Raw genomic sequence first — 18,686 nt, forward strand, 5'->3', positions numbered from 1 at the left:
TTCATTGTCGCCCGGGGGAACCTTCCCCGTTACTCCTTCAGACGCTCCTTGATCCGCCCCCTCAGCCACCCCATCGTGAACCCCCGCGGGTCCACCTTCCCCGGCTGCCACTCCAGGTGGCCGATGACCGAGCGTTCCGTCCAGCCGTGGTGGCGGCACACGGCCGCGGCGGCCTTCTCGACGGCGTCCAGCTGGGCCTTGGGCCAGGGGTCCTGGCCGTCGCCGAGGTTCTCGCACTCGAAGCCGTAGAAGTACCGGTTGCCGTCGGTGCCGGCCTCGTTGTCCGGCGGCAGTCCTTTCTCGGCGATCACGGCGCGCAGTACGTCGTCGTCGCCGAGCCCGGCGTGGTTGGCGCGGCCGTGGCCTACGAGATGGACGGTGCCGTCCTTGGTGATCACGCCGTGGCACAGCGGGCCCGGCAGGTCGGCGTAGCCGTCCCGGCAGAGGGCCACCGTCCGCTCGCCGCCCTCGGTCGCCGTATGGTGGATCATCACGCCGTGGACGGGCCCCCACGGCCCCTTGTGGTCGCGGTTGTGGTGTGCCCAGTCGCCGACCTCGACGACGGTGAGCCCCTCGGCTCTCAGGGCGCCCAGAAAACCGCTCGCGGACATGGGTGAGGCCATGGACGCCTCCTTCGCGCTGTGCTGGTGCGGCGGCCGGTCGCGGCCGCCTCGTACGGCTGCTTCTACCGAAACCGGACGTCCCGGACTACATCGTTCGCACACTGAGCGAGCCGATCCGGACAACCCCCACAATCCCGGCGGATGGTGTCGCGTGATGGACGGGATCTCCCTGTTTGCCCGGTAGTGCGATGATCCAATCCCGCTCTTTTGGGTAATGGCATCGATACGCTCCGTAATGGGAGCCTGGCTGTGAGAGCGATGCCCGGCGCAGTTCGGTGCCGGAACATGACCGGGAGGGCAATTCTCTATGTCGGTAGGCGAAGAGGTCCGCGGGGAACAGGGCAGGCCGCAGCAGAGTCTGAACACCGCGGCGGCGCGGAACCTGGCCACGACCACCAAGTCCGCGCCCCAGATGCAGGAGATCAGTTCGCGCTGGCTGCTGCGGATGCTGCCCTGGGTGAACGTGCAGGGCGGGACGTACCGCGTCAACCGGCGACTGACGTACGCGCTCGGTGACGGCCGGATCACCTTCGTCAAGACCGGCGACCGCGTCGAGGTGATCCCCGGCGAGCTCGCCGAACTGCCGGCCCTGCGGTCGTACGACGACCAGGAGGTGCTCTCGGAGCTGGCTCGGCGCTGCCACCGCCGGGACTTCGCCCCGGGGGAGGTGATCGCCTCCTTCGGCAGCCGGACCGACAAGGTCTACCTGCTCGCCCACGGGAGGGTCGAGAAGGCCGGTACGGGTCCGTACGGCGACGACGCGGTCCTCGGTGTCCTCGCCGACGGCGCGTACTTCGGCGAGCAGGCGCTGCTCGATCCGGACGCCATCTGGGAGTACACCGCCCGCGCGGACACCGCCTGCACGGTGCTCATCCTGACCCGCCAGGACTTCGAGCAGGTCGCCGAACGCGCCGGCTCCCTGCGCGAGCACGTCGAGCGGCGGCGCTCGGTCCCGCGGCAGCGCACCAACAAGTACGGCGAGAAGGCGGTCGACCTCGCCGCCGGCCACAGCGGCGAGCCGGACATCCCGCACACCTTCGTCGACTACGAGGCCGGCCCGCGCGAGTACGAGCTGAGCATCGCGCAGACCGTGCTGCGCATCCACACGCGCGTGGCCGACCTCTACAACCAGCCGATGAACCAGACCGAGCAGCAACTGCGGCTCACCATCGAGGCGCTGAAGGAGCGCCAGGAACACGAGCTGATCAACAACCGCGAGTTCGGCCTGCTCAACAACTGCCAGTACGACCAGCGGATCCAGCCGCACGACGGCGTGCCCAGCCCGGACGACATGGACGAGCTGCTCAGCCGCCGGCGCGGCACCAAGCTGTTCCTCGCCCACCCCCGCGCGATCTCCGCGTTCGGGCGCGAGCTGAACAAGCGCGGACTCGTCCCGGAGACCATCGAGATGAGCGGCAACCGCATCCCCACCTGGCGCGGAGTGCCGATCTTCCCGTGCAACAAGATCCCGGTCACCGAGGCGCGGACGAGCTCCGTCATCGCCATGCGTCTGGGAGAGGAGGAACAGGGCGTCATCGGACTGCGCCAGGCCGGCGTCCCGGACGAGATCGAGCCCAGCCTGTCCGTGCGCTTCATGGGCATCAACGAACAGGCCATCATCAAGTACCTGGTCACGGCCTACTACTCGGCGGCGGTCCTGGTACCGGACGCGCTGGGGGTGCTGGAGAACGTCGAGATCGGTCGCTGGAGGTGACGTTCGCGGCAGTGTTCCCGCCCGTCGGCGCGGGTAGACCCTCCGGGTACGGGCTCAGTCGGGGCGGAAACGCCACCGTCCGCGGACTCCGCGAGAGGGACCCATGGCCGAGTTGATGACGGAGACGGATCGGCGCTCCGGGGGATCACCGTTGCCCGGCGGGGTGCTCGAACCGTACGAACGGCGAGGGCCCGCCGGTGACGGCAGGCCGGGCCCGCTCGACGGGCACGGGACCGCGGCGATCCTGGGCCGCGCCCGTGCCTCGGCCGACCGGAAGGCCCGGGCGATCCAGGAGCCGGCCCGTGCGGTTCCGGAACCGGAGGCGGCGGGGGTCCGCCGGCGCCGGCCGAGTTCGTGACGCGGCGCAGCGGCTGAGGCGGCTGTGTGAAGACCCCGGAGTCTCCGGGACCGTGCGGCTCCTGACCCCGCACCGTCACCGGGGGCTCCGGCCCCGCGGGTCCCGCACATCCCCACGGTGTGCGGGGCTCGTCCCTTTTGCCGACGGGGGTTGTGCCACCGGTGGTCCGACGGGTGCGGTGGGCCGGGCCGGCGGGTGGGTCGCGCGGCCCGGCGCTGACGGGGGGCTCCCCCGCTCGCGGCTTCGCGACTGCGTCGGCTACGCGGCTGTGGCGGCTATCGGCCATGGCCGTGCTAGCGCTCCGGCACGATCGTCGTCACGAGTCGTTCGACCAGACCGTCGGGGACACCCGTGCCGGGCAGCACCCCCTCCAGAACGCCCGGCAGGGTCAGGTGTTCCAGGATCAGGCCGAGCATGGCGAGGTAGAGCACGGCTACGGTCTCGTCGCCGCCGGGGAGTCCGGCCCGGCGGTGGAAGTCCATGCCGTACTCCAGCTCGGCGCGCACCGACTCGGTGAAGGAGGCGCGCAGCCCGGGGCGGCGGGTGGCCTCCAGGCGCAGCTCCAGGAGGGCGAGATAGCCCGTCCGGTCGCGGGTCACGCGGCCCATGAGGTCGCGCATCAGGGCCGTGACCAGTGTGCGGTCCTTGGGCGCGGCCATCAGCCCGGCGAGCACCTCGGGGTCGGGCGCGAGCCGGGTGTGCATCCGGGCGTCGATCTGGCGCAGCAGGTCGTCGCGGTCGGTGAAGTAGTTCGACGCGGTGCCCACCGGCACGCCCGCCTCGGCGTCCACCGCGCGGAACGTCAGCCCCCGCGCTCCGCTCCGGGCGAGCACCTCGGTGCCGGCGTCCACGAGGGCGGCCCGGCGCTCCGGGTTACCGGCCATGCGGAATCTCCTCTCCCACTTGCCATGCCTGCCTGAACCCCCTTGCAACCACGACAAGCGAAGTACTACAACTGGAGTGGTCGCGGCAGCACGTCGCAGCCTACGGAAAGAGACCAGCTTGCGAAAGCTCACCTACTTCGTCGCCTGCTCCATCGACGGCTTCATCGGAGACCCGCACGGCGACGCCTCGTCGATGTTCGCCTTCCTCGACGAGGAGTTCGTCGGGTACCTCACCTCGGCGTACCCGGAGACCACCGCGGCCCACGCCCGTAAGCCGCTGGGCATCGCGGACACCGGCAACCGGCACTTCGACACCGTGATCCAGGGCCGCGCCAGCTACCAGATCGCGCTCGACGCCGGCGTCACGAGCCCCTACGGCCACCTGCGAGAGTACGTCGCCTCACGTACCCTCGGCACCGCGCCCGACCCGAACGTGACCGTGATCGACGGCGACCTGGTCGCCCGGATCCGCGAGTTGAAGGCCGAGGACGGCGATCTCGGCATCTGGCTCTGCGGCGGCTCCCAGCTCGCCGGCGAACTGCTCGACGAGATCGACGAACTCGTCATCAAGACCTACCCGCAGGTGTACGGCTCCGGCATGCCCATGTTCGGCACCGGCTTCACCGTCACGGACTTCGCGCTGGAGTCGGTGCGCACGTTCGGCAACGGGGTGCTCGTACGGACGTACACCAGGAAGCGCTGAACCCCCGGCCGCCCTACCCTGAGGACATGGGCAGCGAGGAACACGCCTGTCCGGTCTGCGGACAGCCCGTCGAGACCGTCGTCCGACGGCACAAGACGCTGGGTGCCTGGGTCCCGGTGTGGGGCCCCGGGCCCTGCCGCAACCCCGACTGCCCGGCCAGCGCCGAACCCGGCGGCCCCGAGGAGCGGCCCCACCCCCCGGCGCCCCCGGAAAACGATCCGCCGGGGCACGAGCCCGCCCCGTAGCGTGGCCGCATGACGAAACTGCCGTACATCCTGCACATCACCGAACGCTCCGTGTGGGAAGCGGCCCGCGAGCGCGGCACCTACGAGATGGCGACCCGCGGCAAAACCCTCCAGGAGCAGGGCTTCATCCACTTCTCCACCCGCGAACAACTCCCGCGCGTCGCCGCCTTCCTGTACGGCCCCGACGGCCCCGACGACCTGGTGGTCCTGGTCGTCGACCCCGGCCGGGTCGGCGTGCCGGTGAAGTACGAGGCCATGGAGCCGGGCGGCGAGGAGTTCCCGCACGTGTACGGGCCCGTGCCGGTCGAGGCCGTGGTGGAGGTGGAGCCCTGGGGATGACCTACGCCGGTGGCAGCCCGCCCGTCTGCGGGTCCCGGCCGGTCAGGCAGTAGACCCCGCCCGCCGGATCGCGCATCACCGTCCAGTGGGTGCCGTCGGCGACGAAGGACGCGCCCAGGGCCTCGTGACGTGCCCGGCTCGCCGGGATGTCCGCGCAGGCCACATCCAGGTGTGCGGATGCGGGCCGCTCCTCGCCGAGCCGCTGGAGCAGGACACGGACCGGCAGGCCCGGCGGCGGCCGGAGCACCCGGAACTCCGGGAGCGATCCGGTCAGCAGCTCCCAGCCGGTCAGCTCCGCCCAGAAGGCGGACTCGGCCTCGTACGCTGAGGGCGGCACGTCCAGGCACACCTGGTCGAGCCGGCTGCCCGCGACCACCGGCGGCCGTACCGACTCACCGTGCCACGGCACCGCGCAGAACAACTGCCCGGCGGGCGACCGCAGTACGGCCCACCCGTCGTGCTCGGCGACCACATCGGCACCGAGTTCGCGGGCCGACTTCACCAGCGCGGCCACGTCCTCGGCGCAGAGGTCGATGTGCGCGCCGCCGTCGCCCGAGGCAACCCCCTGCGCCTTCACACAGGCGTCGGTCCCCGCCTCGGGGATGAGCGTCACGAACTCGCCGCTCTCCCCGCGGGGTCCGGACAGCCCGGTCCCGGTGACGGCCGTCCAGAAGTCCCGGGCCCGCGCCAGGTGCTCGGCCGGCCGGTCGACGAAGGCGTACGTCCAGCGGATGGTCACGCGTCCGCCCGCTCGATGAACCGCAGCATGTTTCCGGCCGGATCCCGGAACGCGCAGTCGCGCACGCCGTACGGCTGGTCCGTCGGCTCCTGCAACACGTCGCCGCCGGCATCCCGGACCCGCGCGTACAGGGCGTCGCAGTCGCGGGTGGTGAAGATGACCCCGCGCAGAATCCCCTTGGCGAGCAGTTCGGCCATCGCCTCCCGGTCGGCGGGCGAGGTGTCCGGGTTCGCGGCGGGCGGCTCCAGCACGATCTCCACGTCCGGCTGGAGCGGGGAGCCGACGGTCACCCACCGCATGCCCTCGAAGCCGACGTCGTTGCGGACTTCCAGGCCCAGGACGTCCACGTAGAAGGCGAGCGCCTTGTCGTGGTCGTCCACGGCGATGAAGCACTGTGCGAGTTTCAGGTCCATGGGGGTCACGGTAGTTCCGGAGCGGCCGGGAGCGCTGCCTCAGCTCATGGCCCAGACGGAGGGGTCGTGTGCTTCGGGGGCGGGGGCGGGACGGGGTGCGGGGGTCTGGATGCCGGAGCAGGCGGCGAGGGCCGCGTGGACGTGGCGCTGCTTGACGGCCGGGATCACGTCCGGTGGCGTGTCCGAGCGCGCGGCCCGCATCCGCACCAGCGCCGCGGCCTCGTCCAGCAGACCGATCGCCGAACCGGGCAGGGACTGGTCGGGGACGTGGTCCCGGGCGAGGGCGGCGGCGGCCTCCAGAGCGTTGTCGAAGAAAATCACGTTGTGGTGGTTCTCCAGGCGGTTGCCGACGGTGCGGAGGATGTCCCGTACGTCATCGTCGGACGGCTCCGCCACGAACACCGGTTGGACGAGCCGGTCCAGGCCGGGATCCGGCTCCCGCCGCTCGTACTGCGCCCGCTCGCAGTCGCCGAAGACGAAGACGTCGGGGATGTCGAGCAGGGGACGGAACAGACTCAGGGGTGTGGTGATGCCGTCGGGCAGGTGCAGCGGGGTGAGGGCGCCGTCGAGGCAGAGGACGACGTGGGGGTTGTTCCTGAACTCGTCCAGCAGGTCGGCGATGAGGGCGCCGCCCCGGGCCCGGTGCTGCGGGTCGGCGAGGGTGGTGCCGAGGTCCAGTGCGCGGACGGTGTGGTCCCGCAGGGCCGTCGGGAGGCGTCCCTCCGCGATCGCCGAGGCGACACCGACGGCCACGGCGTTCTTGCCGACGCCGGGCTCCCCGATGAGGAGGGGGACGTTGCGGTGGTGGCGGGTGAGGACCTGGATCACCCGGTCGATCTCGGAGGCGCGGCCGACGACGGGTCGCGGGACGAGTACGCGGGTGACGCTGTGGAGGAGGCCCGGTGCGTCGGGGGGCTCGGTACGGCTGGTCCGCAGCTCCCCGACCACCGACCGCCGTACCCGGTCGACGTCCACCCCGTTCGCCTGCAGGACGTCCACAGCCGTGCCACCGCCCACGGCGGTCAGGGCGAGGAGGATGTGCACCGGTTCCACGCCGTCGGCTCCGAGTCGCTCGGCCTCCAGAGGCGCTTGCTCGAGTACGGCCGTGGCACGCGAACTGTAGGGAAGCACCTGCGGGGCGTGTCTCGTGCCCAGGCCGCGCGCCCCCACCACCGAGCCGCGGATCTGGAGCGAGGAGAGACCGAGAAGGGCCTCGATCTCCTCTCCGGTACCGGCCCGGTCGGCTGTCTCCACCAGGCCCAGGAGGAGGTGCTCCGTGCCGACATAGTCGTGTTTGAGCGCGCGGGCGTGGCGCTCCGCGTGCCCCACGACGAGTTGCGCGTCCTCGGTGAACCGCTCGGACATCACTCCACCCCCTCCTCCACCCCCGCCAGATCCTCCCGAGCCCTCCGCGTATGCGGATGCTCCACCCCCAGCACCCGCTCCCGCTCCACCACCAGCTGCCGCAGCAACGCCACCGCCTCGTCCCGCCCGCCCGTCAGGGCGAGGTTGCGGGCCAGCATGTGGCGGGTGCGCAGGGTGTGCGGGTGCTCGGCGCCCAGCACCCGGCCCCGGTCGGCCAGCAGTACCCGCAGCATGCCGATGGCCTCGTCGCGGTGCCCCGCCTCGCCGAGGTTGACGGCGAGGAACTGGCGGGTGCGGAGGGTGTCCTCGTGGTCGGGGCCGAGGAGCCGTGTCTGGTCGGCGAGGAGCTGCCGGAGCAGTCCGGCGGCCTCCACGGGGGTGCCGGCGCCGCCCAGGCTGTGCGCGTAGGACTGGCGGGTGCGCAGGGTGTCGTGGTCCTCGGGGCCGAGGATGCGGGTCTGTTCGTCGAGGATCTTCTGCAACTGCCCGGCGGCGCCCTTCCAGTCCCCGGCCTTGCCCTGTTCGACGGCGGCGACGTGCCGTCTGCGCAGTTCTGGTCCGGCGGTCGTGGCGAAGGCGCGGTTGATGCCGAGGGCGATCCGGTGGGCGGTCCCGGCGCCGCGGTTGAGCGGGGTGGGCAGGCCCTCGGCCTCCATGATCGCGCGCAGCCGCTGGTAGAGGTCGTCGATGGTGAGCAGCTCGGGTCCGCCGACCACGCCCTCGCGCAGCAGCCGCATGAACCGGCCGGAGAACGCGGTGTGGTCCTCGTCCCGCAGCGCGAGGGCGACCTGGTCGCGCTGGGCCGAGGTGAGCACGTAGGTGCCGGCCACCTCCAGCTGCCCGATCCGCTCGCCCTCGCCGCCGGCGAGGGAGTCGGAGACGGCCCGGCCGGAGAAGCAGCAGTCGAGGACGACGACCTTGGTCTCGGCGGGACTGTCGAGCACGGCGTCGCGCAGCTTGTCGTACTCCAGGGAGTTGAACTCGGGCGCCGCCCACTCGCTGTCGGGCAGTGCCAGGTACAGCTCGTGGCGCCGTGCGCTGACCAGGCCGTGCCCCGCGTAGTACACCAGGAGCAGGTCCTCCGCCTCGGCCACGGCGGCCCGCAGCCGCCCGCCGACGGACCTGAGGTCGCCCTCGTCGAGGAGCACCGTGCAGTGGCTGTCGGGGACCAGCCCGTAGTACTGGTCGGTGAAGAGTGCGGCCAGGTCGGTGATGGTGCGGTCGACGGCCGGGAGGCCGGGCAGGGCGGGGTCGGAGTAGCGACTGGCGCCGATCAGCACGACCCGGGAGCGGTGGGGGTCGGGGAGGCGCACGTCAGTCCCGTGCGCCCTGGTCCGGGCCCTCCTCGCGGGCCTGCCGCAGGAGTCGCGCCACGTCCTCGGTGTCGACCCGCTTGGCGTCGATCTCGACGACGCGCCCCTCGTCGAGCTGAACCTTCAGACGTACGTCGCTGCGGCGCGGCTGGGCGAGCCAGGTGCGCAGACAGGAGGCGAGCACGGTGAGCGGGCCGCCCGCCCCGAGCAGTACGGTCACCGTGTCCAGCGCGGTGCCCAACTGCCCCGGCTCCGGCGGGCCACCGGTCAGCCGGACCTTGCCGGCGAGCGCCGGCTCACCTCTGAGCCAGTCGGTCAGGGACTCGGCGTCCTTGACCGGGTCCTCGCTCAGGACGGAGATGAGTGCGGTTGCCACGGCTCCCCCGATGTTCGCTCAATGACCTTGACGGGCAACGCTGTTGGGAAGAGACCAGTGTAAGCCGGGAGGGCCGGGGGTGTGCCGGTCAGTAGGGACGCCGGCGGGGCCGGGTGAAGGTGCGGGCCACGCAGGACGGGATCACCGCGCTCTCCTCGTGGGAACGCGCCCGGTACGCGCTCGGGGTCTCGCCGACCAGCTCGGTGAAGCGGGAGCTGAAGGAGCCGAGAGAGGTACAGCCGACGGCGAGGCACACCTCAGTGACGCTGAGGTCGCCGCGGCGCAGCAGGACCTTGGCACGCTCGATGCGGCGGGTCATGAGGTAGTTGTACGGCGTCTCCCCGAAGGCCTTGCGGAAGCTGCGCTGGAAGTGTCCGGGGGACATCAGGGCGGTGCGCGCGAGCTCGGTCATGTCGAGGGGCTCGGCGTACTCGCGGTCCATACGGTCGCGGGTCCGGCGCAGGCGGACCAGGTCTTCGCGGGTCACCTCGTCAGGATGCCACGGTCGACGTGTCGTGCTTCCCGCCGATCGCGCGGCGGGAAGCACGACGCCGTCATCGCCTGTCTCAGTTGTCCCGCCCGCACCATGGCGGCGATATGGCGTAACGACGCAGGTGGTGTTCAAGAGCCTGTCCGGGCAGCCCGGCCCGGCAGCGTGCGCAACGTCTGCGACGTGCTCGTACGCCTCATGACCGCGGTCGCAGAGGGCAAGGTCGTCGTCGCCGGCCCGTGCCGCCGGATCACCCTCCCGCCCGTGCCGGACGAGGAGGTCACCCCACCGACGGTCGCGCAGGTCGGGGCCATGGCCCGCGTGATGCCGCCGTACATCCGCGCGGCCGTCGTCACGCTCGCCGGATCAGGCTTGCGCATGGGCGAGTTGCTCGGCCTCAAGATGTCGGACGTCGACTTCGGGGCCGGCACGGTCCGCGTCGAACGCCAACGCCTCCAGTCCGGCAGGATCGGCCCGCCGAAGGCCGCCAGTCTCGGCGTACCGTCCCGGTCGGCGAGGTCGTCACCGATGCTCTTCTGGTGCACCTCGCCGCACGCCCCTCCAAGGAGTGGCTGTTCACGATGGAGGAGGGAGAGCCCCTCAACCACCGTCGCTGGAAGACGGAGTGGAACTGCGCCCGCAGGACCCTCCAGGCAGCGGGGAACGCGACAGCCGCGCGCGAGGGCCGCAAGCCCGTCGAGCTGCCGCACATGGTGACCCACGACCCGCCCCTTCTTCGCCTCCGCCCTCGTCGTCGGCGGGGCGAGCGTCAAGCAGGTCCAGCTGGTCCTCGGCCACGCGTCCGCCGTCATCACGCTGCGGATCCACGCATCTTCGGCCTGACGAAGACGACCGCACCCGGACCGTCATGGACGCCGTGCTCGGCGGCCTGCGGACCGGGTGCGGACAGGGAGACCTTGCAACCAAGGAAATTGCAGATCAAGATGCGTGATTCAAGATCAAGCCTTCTTGGTCTCCCAGAAGATCTTGTCGATCTGGGCGATGTAGTCCAGCGCCTTCTGCCCCGTCGCCGGGTCGGTGGACGCCTTGGCGGCCGAGAGGGCCTTCAGGGTGTCGTTGACCAGCTGGTGCAGCTCCGGGTACTTCTCGAAGTGCGGGGGCTTGAAGTAGTCGCTCCAGAGCACGGAGACGTGGTGCTTGGCGAGCTCCGCGCGCTGCTCCTTGATGACGGTGGCACGCGCCTGGAAGTGCGGGTCGTCGTTGGCGGCCATCTTCTCCTGGACGGCCTTCACCGACTCCGCCTCGATGCGGGCCTGGGCCGGGTCGTACACGCCGCAGGGCAGGTCGCAGTGCGCGCTGACCTTGACCTTGGGGGCAAACAGGCGGGAAAGCATGGAGCATTCCTTCCTCGTGATCGTCTTCTCAGGTGGGACATTACTCCCTGCGAAACGTGTTTTCGCGAGTGCCCCCCAGGGCTTAGGACAAAAGTCCAGGGTCAGACTGGGACTGGTGGAGGAACGGACCGGGGAGGTGCCGGTGATGCCGGAGCTGTCGCAGCAGACCGAACGGGGGAGGGCCGTCCCGCTCTTCGGCCTGGCCGAGGTGACCGGGCCGTCCATGGTGCCCACGCTCTGCCACGGGGACCAGCTCGTGGTGCAGTACGGGGCCGGGATCAGGCCGGGGGACGTGGTCGTCCTGCGCCATCCCTTCCAGCAGGACCTGCTCGTCGTCAAGCGTGCCGTGGAGCTGCGCGAGGGCGGCTGGTGGGTGCTGGGGGACAACGCGTTCGCGGGTGGGGACAGCACCGATTACGGGACCGTGCCGGAGGATCTGATCCTCGGGCGGGTCCGCCTGCGCTACCGGCCGCTCAGGGCCGATCAGCGCTCGCCGCTGGCGGTGGTGCGCTGGGCGCTGTCGGCCGTGCGGCCGGTCTTCTCCGACCGGTCTGCCTCCAGGCGCTTGCGGGCGCGGTAGGCGGCCACGTTGGCTCGGGTCGCGCAGCGGTCCGAGCAGTAGCGCCGGGAGCGGTTGGTGGACGTGTCGAGGTAGGCGTTGCGGCAGGGGGCGGCCTCACACAGGCCGAGACGGTCGACGCCGTACTCGGTGAGGTGGAAGGCCAGGCCCATCGCCGCGATGGCGGCGTAGCCGGCGGTGGCGTTCGACGGGTGGTCGGCCAGGTGCATGTGCCACAGCGGGCGGCCGTCCTCGTCGCGGTAGTCGTGCCCGGAAACCTGCGGGCTGACCGGGAACTCCAGGAGCAGGGAGTTCAGCAGGTCCACCGCGAGGGTCTCGTCGCCGGTGTCGGCCGCCTCGAAGACCGCGCGCAGCCGGGCCCGGACCGAGCGGAAGCGCGTGACGTCGGCGTCGGTGGCGCGGCGGGCCGCCGAGGAGTTGGCGCCGAACAGGTCGCGGACGGCCTCGACCGAGGTCAGGATGTCCTTGCCCCGGGCCGGTTCCTCGCTGTTGACGAGACGTACGGCGTAATCCGAGTAATAGGCCAGTTCCACTTGTAGTCCTTACGGGGGCGCTCTATGGTTGCGGTTGCGGTCGGGTAAGAGCCGATCGTGCTTTCAGGGTATTACGCGGGTGAGGGAGACGGGGTTTCCATGACCACCAGTACCGGAACCGACTGGACCGCCTGGCAGGAGAGCTGGGACCGCCAGCAGGAGTGGTACATGCCGGACCGCGAGGAACGCTTCCGCATCATGCTCGACATGGTGGAGGCCGTCGTCGGCACCGCGCCGCGCGTCCTCGACCTCGCCTGCGGCACCGGCAGCATCACCGCCCGGCTGCTCGCCCGCCTCCCCGGTGCCACGAGCGTCGGCGTCGACCTCGACCCGGCCCTCCTCGCCATCGCCGAGGGCACCTTCGCGGACGACGAACGGGTCACCCTCGTCACGGCCGACCTCAAGGACCCGGACTGGCCGGCGAAGCTGCCGTACGACTCCTACGACGCCGTCCTGACCGCCACGGCCCTGCACTGGCTGCACAGCGAACCCCTCGCGGTCCTCTACGGTCAGGTCGCGGGTCTCGTCCGCGACGGCGGTGTCTTCATGAACGCGGACCACATGATCGACGACACCACGCCCAGGATCAACGCGGCAGAGCGCGCCCAGCGCCACGCCCGCATGGATCAGGCCAAGGCCGCGGATGCCCCGGACTGGTCCGAGTGGTGGCAGCTCGCGGCCCAGGACCCGGTCCTGGCCGGGCCGACGGCGCGTCGCTTCGAAATCTACGGGGAGCATGCCGACGGGGACACGCCGTCCGCCGCGTGGCACGCCCGTACCCTGCGCGAGCGGGGCTTCGCGGAGGCCCGCCCGGTGTGGTGCTCGCCCTCGGACACGATGGTGCTGGCGCTGAAGTGACCGCCCGGAGAGCGTCCGGCCCGCGCTGAAGAGCGCCCGCGGCATGCGAAAGGGCGGTACGCGTCACACGTACCGCCCTTCCCGGCGAAGCGTCAGAGCACCTTGGACAGGAACGACTGCGTCCGCTCGTGCTGCGGGTTGGTCAGGACGTCGCGCGGGTGGCCGGACTCGACCACCACGCCGTCGTCCATGAAGACCAGGCTGTCGCCGACCTCGCGGGCGAAGCCCATCTCGTGGGTGACGACGACCATCGTCATGCCGGACTCGGCGAGGTCGCGCATGACGTCGAGGACGTCACCGACCAGCTCCGGGTCGAGGGCCGAGGTCGGCTCGTCGAAGAGCATCAGCTTCGGGTCCATCGCGAGGGCCCGGGCGATCGCCACGCGCTGCTGCTGGCCGCCGGAGAGCTGCGAGGGGTAGTTCCCGGCCTTGTCGGCGAGGCCCACGCGCTCCAGGAGCTGCATCGCGCGCTCCCTGGCCTGGGCCTTGCTGACGCCCTTGACCTGGACCGGCGCCTCGATGACGTTCTCGACGGCCGTCATGTGCGGGAACAGGTTGAAGCGCTGGAAGACCATGCCGATGTCCCGGCGCTTGAGCGCGACCTCGCTGTCCTTCAGCTCATAGAGCTTGTCGCCCTTCTGGCGGTAGCCGACCAGCTCGCCGTCGACGTACAGACGGCCGGCGTTGATCTTCTCGAGGTGGTTGATGCACCTGAGGAAGGTCGACTTCCCGGAGCCGGAGGGGCCGATGAGGCAGAACACCTCGCCCGTCTTCACCTCGAGGTCGATGCCCTTGAGGACCTCGACGGGACCGAAGGACTTGTGGACGCCCTCGGACTTCACCATCGGGACGGACGCGGGCTGCGGGGCCGGGTCCGTCTTGCTCAGCTTGTCGGTCATGCCGTGACCTTCCTGCTCGAGAAGGTCGTCAGGTGTGCCCTGACCTTCTGCCACGGAGTGGGGGGCAGGCTGCGGCTGGAGCCGCGCGCGTAGTACCGCTCGACGTAGTACTGGCCGACGCTGAGGACGGACGTCATGATCAGGTACCAGGACGCGGCGAGGAAGTACATCTCCACCGGAGCGCCGGAGTTCTGGCCGATGTCCTGGGCGAAACGGAAGAGCTCCGGATACTGGACGGCCGCCACGAGCGAGGTCGTCTTCAGCATGTTGATCACTTCGTTGCCCGTCGGCGGCACGATCACCCGCATCGCCTGCGGGATGACGATCCGCCGCAGCGTCTTGCCGTGGCTCATGCCCAGCGCGTGCGCGGCCTCGGTCTGGCCCTCGTCGACCGCGAGCAGGCCGGCGCGGCAGATCTCCGCCATGTACGCGGCCTCGTTCAGGCCGAGGCCGAGCAGCGCCGTCAGCAGCGGCGTCATGAAGTCCGACCACTCGTCCTTGTAGAGCGGACCGAGGTTGATGTAGTGGAAGACCAGGCCCAGGTTGAACCACAGGAACAGCTGGACCAGGACCGGGGTGCCGCGGAAGAACCAGATGTAGAACCAGGCGATCGACGAGGTCACCGGGTTCTTCGACAACCGCATCACCGCGAGGATGATGCCGCCGACGATGCCGATCACCATCGACAGGACGGTCAGCAGGAGTGTCTTGCCGACACCGGTCATGATCCGGTCGTCGAAGAAGTAGTCCGGGATCGCGTTCCAGTTGATCTGGCCCTGGGCGAACGCGTAGATGATCGCGGCGAAGAGCGCGATCGCGATGACGGCGGAAACGTATCGTCCGTAGTGCCGGACCGGGATGGCCCTGATGGCCTCCGGGCCGGCCGGGGGAGTGTCCTGCTCCCCGGCCGTCTTCTCGATGTCAGTCACGGGTATTGCCTTTCAGTGCCCGCTGCGGACCGCGGTCACTTGCCGCCGTTGATGGCGGACTCCTTGACGGCGCCGTCCTCGGCGCCCCACTTCTCGAGGATCTTCTGGTATTCACCGCTCTTGATGACCGCGTTCATCGCGGCCTGGAGCGCGTCCCGCAGCCGGGTGTCGCTCTTGGCGACGGCGATGCCGTACGGAGCCGCCTCGACCTGGTCGCCGACGATCTCGAAGTCCTTGCCGCCACCGGAGGTCTTCACCGCGTAGGCGGCGACCGGGAAGTCGGAGGAGGCCGCGTCCGCGCCACCGGAGCGCAGGCGGGTCTGGGACTGCTGGTCGTCGTCGAAGGCCTCGATGGTCAGCTTCTTGCCGCTCGGACACTTCTTCGCCTCGGACTTCGCCAGGTCCTCCGAGACGGTGCCGCGCTCCACGGCGAGCTTCTTGCCGCACAGGTCGGACCAGGTGGCGATGCCCTGGGTGTCGCCCTTGCGCGTGTATATCGAGACACCGGCGGTCAGGTAGTCGACGAAGTCGACGCCCTCGCCGACCTTCTTTCCGGTGTCCGGGTCGACGCCCTCCTGGCGGTTCTTGTTGTCCGTCATCGCCGACATCGCGATGTCGTAGCGGCCGGAGCGCAGACCGGTGAGCAGGGCGTCGAAGGTGCCGTTGTCGAACTGGAACTTCACGCCGAGCTGCTTGCCCATGGCCTCCGCGAGGTCCGGGTCGAGGCCGACGATCTTGCCGGAGGAGTCCTTGAACTCCACCGGGGCGTAGGCGATGTCCGAACCGACCTTGATGACGCCCTTGCTCCGGATGTCCTGGGGGAGCTTGTCGGCGAGCGGGGCGGAGCTGGTGGAGGCGCTGCCGGAGTCCTTGTCGTTCTTGGTCTGGTCACCGCAACCGGTGAGCAGCAGGGTGCCTGCGACCGCGATCGCACCGACCGCGGCCAGGCGGGAGTGCGCGGCGGTGGTACGACGGGTGGAGCTTGCGGTCATGGTGGGTTCCTCCGGCGGATGGGTGGAGATGCCGATGGGTCGACGAGAACACACACCTTCGGGTGTCGCGACCTCGTGGGTTTACCGCATCTTGCCATTCGGACTACGCCGTTCAGGTGGCTCGCTATGTCAAAATCGGATAACGGGTGACCCCCGAACCGCATCAGGTCGGCACATGCTCGGCACCTACGGCCCCATATCTGCGGGCATCCAGCCGTTCGGCCGGAGAATCTTCGGCGCATCTCACGATGTGATCGTCGTCGAGTCCCGGGCGAGGCCGCATCGAGCGCGGAGATGTGACCTTGCACCTAATGGACTCGTCGTCGGTGCCGTCCGTCCGGTAAGAAGGTTCTTTACACCCCTCATCCGGGGCTCAGGGCGCGTGTGCGGCGCGCCCGTCGCGTGCACCCGTACGCATCAGTCAATCGGGTCGTACGCGGTCCCGCCCACCCCTCACCAGGAGTGGTCAACCCTCAACCCATGAATACTTAAGGGGTAAAACGAAGTGGCAGCGGAGATCGTCAATCCTCGCAGCGACGGCAATACGGATCAGGACGGCGGCGCAGAGCCCCTCGATTCCTTCGATCCGGCGTTCGCGCTGCACCGCGGCGGCAAGATGGCCGTGCAGGCCACCGTGCCGATCCGTGACAAGGACGACCTTTCCCTCGCGTACACGCCCGGTGTGGCGCGCGTGTGCACCGCGATCGCGGAACAGCCCGAGCTGGTCGACGACTACACGTGGAAGTCGTCGGTGGTCGCCGTCGTCACCGACGGTACGGCCGTGCTCGGGCTCGGGGACATCGGTCCCCAGGCCTCCCTTCCGGTGATGGAGGGGAAGGCGATCCTGTTCAAGCAGTTCGGCGGCGTGGACGCGGTGCCGATCGCGCTCGACTGCACGGGCGTCGACGAGATCGTCGAGACCGTGGTCCGGCTGGCCCCCTCCTTCGGCGGTGTGAACCTCGAGGACATCTCGGCCCCGCGGTGCTTCGAGATCGAGCGGCAGCTCCAGGAGCGGCTGGACATCCCGGTCTTCCACGACGACCAGCACGGTACGGCCGTGGTGACGCTGGCGGCGCTGCGCAACGCGGCGCGGCTGAGCGGGCGGTCGATCGGCGACCTGCGGGCCGTCATCTCGGGCGCCGGCGCGGCCGGTGTCGCCATCGCGAAGATGCTGGTCGAGGCCGGCATCGGGGACGTCGCGGTCGCCGACCGCAAGGGCGTCGTCTCCGCCGACCGCGAGGACCTGACCTCCGTCAAGCGCGAGCTGGCCGGGTTCACCAACAAGGCGGGCATCACCGGCTCGCTGGAGGACGCGCTGGCCGGCGCCGACGTCTTCGTCGGCGTCTCCGGCGGTACGGTCCCGGAGGCGGCGGTGGCCTCCATGGCCGAGGGTGCCTTCGTGTTCGCGATGGCCAACCCGAACCCGGAGGTGCACCCCGACGTCGCGCACAAGTACGCGGCGGTCGTGGCGACCGGGCGGTCCGACTTCCCCAACCAGATCAACAACGTGCTCGCGTTCCCCGGGATCTTCGCCGGTGCGCTGCAGGTGCGGGCCTCTCGGATCACCGAGGGGATGAAGATCGCGGCGGCGGAGGCGCTGGCCGCGGTCGTCGGGGACGACCTTGCTGCCGACTACGTCATTCCCTCGCCGTTCGATGAGCGGGTTGCCCCCGCGGTGACCGCGGCCGTCGCCGCCGCTGCTCGGGCGGAGGGCGTTGCCCGTCGGTGAGGCCCGAATGGTCCCGTCCGTTCGGGCGGGACCATTTTTTTGCCCGCCTGCCCGCCTGTTCGGGTGATTTCGAGGTGGCCGCGCTCTGGCGGCTGCCGCTCCCAGCCCTCCCCGCGTCGGCCTGAACGGCCTCGTCCTCGGACGCCGGACGGGCCGAGACGGCCGGCCCGCGTGGAGAAACCGCCGCGTGCTGCACCTTCGTGGCTGTGCGCAAGAGGGCAAGTGTCACAGAGCCCCATGGTTCCGCCGACCCGGCCGGGAACCTATCGTCAAGCCCATGTTCGCTGTCTACGCCGCCCGAATCGACCGCGACCAGCCGCTCACCGGCCTTGAGTTGGGGGAGCGCCCGGCCCCCGAGGCCCGCCCCGGCTGGAGCACCGTCAACGTCAGGGCCGCCTCACTCAACCACCACGACCTCTGGTCCCTGCGCGGCGTCGGCCTCGCGGAGGACAAGCTGCCGATGATCCTCGGCTGTGACGCCGCCGGCGTCGACGAGGACGGCAACGAGGTCGTCCTGCACTCCGTCATCGGCCAGACCGGCCACGGCGTCGGCCCGAAGGAACCCCGCTCCATCCTCACCGAGCGCTACCAGGGCACCTTCGCCGAGCAGGTCGCCGTGCCCACCTGGAACATCCTGCCCAAGCCCAAGGAGCTCTCCTTCGCGGAGGCCGCCTGCCTGCCCACCGCCTGGCTGACGGCGTACCGGATGCTCTTCACCAACGCTGGGGTACGGCCGGGCGACTCCGTCCTCGTCCAGGGTGCCGGCGGTGGGGTGGCCACCGCCGCGATCGTCCTCGGCAAGGCGGCCGGGCTGCGGGTCTTCGCCACCAGCCGGGACGAGGCGAAGCGGAAACGGGCCCTGGAACTCGGTGCCGTCGAGGCGGTCGAGTCGGGGGCCCGGCTGCCGCAGCGGGTGGACGCCGTGATCGAGACCGTCGGCGCCGCCACCTGGTCCCACTCGGTGAAGTCGCTGCGGCCCGGCGGCACCCTCGTCATCTCCGGTGCCACCAGCGGCGACCGCCCCTCGCACGCCGAACTGACCCGCATCTTCTTCCTGGAGCTGAAGGTCGTCGGCTCCACGATGGGCACCAAGGACGAGCTGGAGGACCTGCTCGCCTTCTGCGCCGCCACCGGGGTCCGCCCCGTCATCGACGAGGTGCTTCCCCTCGACCGCGCCCGCGAGGGCTTCGAACGGCTGCAGTCGGGCGACCAGTTCGGCAAGATCGTCCTCACCAACGGCTGAGCCGCC

Annotated in this window: 21 protein-coding genes and 1 pseudogene; 9 read left to right on the plus strand and 13 right to left on the minus strand. The window is 70.5% G+C overall.

Going from position 1 to position 18,686, the window contains the following annotated elements; all coding sequences use genetic code 11:
* Window positions 1–29: 29 nt before the first annotated feature.
* Entirely contained in the window at window positions 30–623 is a 594-nt protein-coding gene (locus ACIBBH_RS09150) for an N-acetylmuramoyl-L-alanine amidase (protein ID WP_399403500.1), read from the minus strand.
* 307 nt (window positions 624–930) lie between these two features.
* Between ACIBBH_RS09150 and ACIBBH_RS09155 the strand changes: the two genes are divergently transcribed.
* The gene (locus tag ACIBBH_RS09155; protein ID WP_399403502.1) at window positions 931–2,337 is read left to right on the plus strand and encodes a family 2B encapsulin nanocompartment shell protein; all 1,407 of its coding nucleotides are present in this window, start codon (window positions 931–933) and stop codon (window positions 2,335–2,337) included.
* A gap of 651 nt (window positions 2,338–2,988) precedes the next feature.
* On the opposite strand, the gene ACIBBH_RS09160 is transcribed toward ACIBBH_RS09155, so the two are convergent.
* Window positions 2,989–3,579 (minus strand): TetR/AcrR family transcriptional regulator, encoded by a 591-nt coding sequence (locus ACIBBH_RS09160; protein ID WP_399403504.1) that lies wholly within the window; start codon window positions 3,577–3,579, stop codon window positions 2,989–2,991.
* A gap of 118 nt (window positions 3,580–3,697) precedes the next feature.
* Here ACIBBH_RS09160 and ACIBBH_RS09165 point away from each other — a divergent pair, with 118 nt between their 5' ends.
* From ACIBBH_RS09165 to ACIBBH_RS09175, 3 genes are read left to right on the plus strand one after another with little or no spacing between them, the layout of a single operon-like run.
* Window positions 3,698–4,282: a dihydrofolate reductase family protein gene (locus ACIBBH_RS09165; protein WP_399403506.1), complete on the plus strand. Its 585-nt coding sequence runs from the start codon at window positions 3,698–3,700 to the stop codon at window positions 4,280–4,282.
* Between the two features lie 26 nt (window positions 4,283–4,308).
* On the plus strand, window positions 4,309–4,527 hold the full coding sequence (locus ACIBBH_RS09170) for a hypothetical protein (RefSeq protein WP_399403508.1): 219 nt from the start codon (window positions 4,309–4,311) through the stop codon (window positions 4,525–4,527).
* Between the two features lie 9 nt (window positions 4,528–4,536).
* Entirely contained in the window at window positions 4,537–4,866 is a 330-nt protein-coding gene (locus ACIBBH_RS09175) for a DUF952 domain-containing protein (protein ID WP_399403510.1), read from the plus strand.
* A 1-nt stretch (window position 4,867) separates the two neighbouring features.
* Here the strand turns inward: ACIBBH_RS09175 and ACIBBH_RS09180 are convergent, their stop codons facing one another.
* From ACIBBH_RS09180 to ACIBBH_RS09205, 6 genes are all read right to left on the minus strand, one after another.
* Window positions 4,868–5,605, minus strand: a complete 738-nt coding sequence (locus ACIBBH_RS09180; RefSeq protein ID WP_399403512.1) for a VOC family protein — start codon at window positions 5,603–5,605, stop codon at window positions 4,868–4,870.
* Entirely contained in the window at window positions 5,602–6,018 is a 417-nt protein-coding gene (locus tag ACIBBH_RS09185) for a VOC family protein (protein WP_399403514.1), read from the minus strand. The genes ACIBBH_RS09180 and ACIBBH_RS09185 overlap by 4 nt, the downstream gene beginning before the upstream one ends.
* A 39-nt stretch (window positions 6,019–6,057) precedes the next feature.
* A complete protein-coding gene (locus ACIBBH_RS09190) occupies window positions 6,058–7,383 on the minus strand; it encodes a Clp protease N-terminal domain-containing protein (protein WP_399403516.1) in 1,326 nt (441 codons plus the stop codon).
* Window positions 7,383–8,696, minus strand: a complete 1,314-nt coding sequence (locus ACIBBH_RS09195) for a tetratricopeptide repeat protein (RefSeq protein WP_399403518.1) — start codon at window positions 8,694–8,696, stop codon at window positions 7,383–7,385. The genes ACIBBH_RS09190 and ACIBBH_RS09195 overlap by 1 nt, the downstream gene beginning before the upstream one ends.
* Window position 8,697: 1 nt before the next feature.
* Window positions 8,698–9,072, minus strand: coding sequence for a hypothetical protein (locus tag ACIBBH_RS09200; RefSeq protein WP_399403520.1), 375 nt, complete (start codon window positions 9,070–9,072; stop codon window positions 8,698–8,700).
* A gap of 88 nt (window positions 9,073–9,160) precedes the next feature.
* On the minus strand, window positions 9,161–9,559 hold the full coding sequence (locus tag ACIBBH_RS09205) for a helix-turn-helix domain-containing protein (RefSeq protein ID WP_399403522.1): 399 nt from the start codon (window positions 9,557–9,559) through the stop codon (window positions 9,161–9,163).
* A 90-nt stretch (window positions 9,560–9,649) separates the two neighbouring features.
* On the opposite strand from ACIBBH_RS09205, the pseudogene ACIBBH_RS09210 reads away from it, so the two are divergent.
* Window positions 9,650–10,514 (plus strand): annotated as a pseudogene (locus ACIBBH_RS09210) (tyrosine-type recombinase/integrase); the annotation flags it as partial.
* Window positions 10,515–10,521: 7 nt separating this feature from the next.
* Here ACIBBH_RS09210 and sodN read toward each other — a convergent pair.
* The gene (sodN, locus tag ACIBBH_RS09215) at window positions 10,522–10,917 is read right to left on the minus strand and encodes a superoxide dismutase, Ni (protein WP_020136639.1); all 396 of its coding nucleotides are present in this window, start codon (window positions 10,915–10,917) and stop codon (window positions 10,522–10,524) included.
* Between the two features lie 145 nt (window positions 10,918–11,062).
* Here sodN and sodX point away from each other — a divergent pair, with 145 nt between their 5' ends.
* Window positions 11,063–11,497, plus strand: coding sequence for a nickel-type superoxide dismutase maturation protease (gene sodX, locus ACIBBH_RS09220; protein WP_399403661.1), 435 nt, complete (start codon window positions 11,063–11,065; stop codon window positions 11,495–11,497).
* Here the strand turns inward: sodX and ACIBBH_RS09225 are convergent.
* Window positions 11,401–12,030: a CGNR zinc finger domain-containing protein gene (locus ACIBBH_RS09225; RefSeq protein WP_399403524.1), complete on the minus strand. Its 630-nt coding sequence runs from the start codon at window positions 12,028–12,030 to the stop codon at window positions 11,401–11,403. The genes sodX and ACIBBH_RS09225 overlap by 97 nt on opposite strands.
* A gap of 99 nt (window positions 12,031–12,129) precedes the next feature.
* On the opposite strand from ACIBBH_RS09225, the gene ACIBBH_RS09230 reads away from it, so the two are divergent.
* Window positions 12,130–12,888 (plus strand): class I SAM-dependent methyltransferase, encoded by a 759-nt coding sequence (locus ACIBBH_RS09230; protein ID WP_399403526.1) that lies wholly within the window; start codon window positions 12,130–12,132, stop codon window positions 12,886–12,888.
* 92 nt (window positions 12,889–12,980) lie between these two features.
* Here ACIBBH_RS09230 and ACIBBH_RS09235 read toward each other — a convergent pair whose 3' ends face one another.
* Genes ACIBBH_RS09235 through ACIBBH_RS09245 form a run of 3 tightly spaced genes read right to left on the minus strand, consistent with a single transcriptional unit; the run spans window position 12,981 to window position 15,708 of the window.
* Complete coding sequence (locus ACIBBH_RS09235) at window positions 12,981–13,733, minus strand: amino acid ABC transporter ATP-binding protein (RefSeq protein WP_399403663.1); 753 nt, start codon at window positions 13,731–13,733, stop codon at window positions 12,981–12,983.
* 50 nt (window positions 13,734–13,783) lie between these two features.
* Window positions 13,784–14,716 (minus strand): amino acid ABC transporter permease, encoded by a 933-nt coding sequence (locus ACIBBH_RS09240; protein WP_399403528.1) that lies wholly within the window; start codon window positions 14,714–14,716, stop codon window positions 13,784–13,786.
* A gap of 35 nt (window positions 14,717–14,751) precedes the next feature.
* Entirely contained in the window at window positions 14,752–15,708 is a 957-nt protein-coding gene (locus ACIBBH_RS09245) for an ABC transporter substrate-binding protein (protein ID WP_399403530.1), read from the minus strand.
* Window positions 15,709–16,213: 505 nt separating this feature from the next.
* Between ACIBBH_RS09245 and ACIBBH_RS09250 the strand changes: the two genes are divergently transcribed.
* Together ACIBBH_RS09250 and ACIBBH_RS09255 are read left to right on the plus strand one after the other, a co-directional pair.
* Window positions 16,214–17,437, plus strand: a complete 1,224-nt coding sequence (locus tag ACIBBH_RS09250; protein WP_399403532.1) for an NADP-dependent malic enzyme — start codon at window positions 16,214–16,216, stop codon at window positions 17,435–17,437.
* 277 nt (window positions 17,438–17,714) lie between these two features.
* A complete protein-coding gene (locus ACIBBH_RS09255; RefSeq protein ID WP_399403534.1) occupies window positions 17,715–18,680 on the plus strand; it encodes a zinc-binding dehydrogenase in 966 nt (321 codons plus the stop codon).
* The last annotated feature ends 6 nt before the right edge of the window (window positions 18,681–18,686 follow it).

It is taken from the genome of Streptomyces sp. NPDC051636, from assembly GCF_044453765.1.
In the GTDB taxonomy this organism is placed as follows: domain Bacteria; phylum Actinomycetota; class Actinomycetes; order Streptomycetales; family Streptomycetaceae; genus Streptomyces.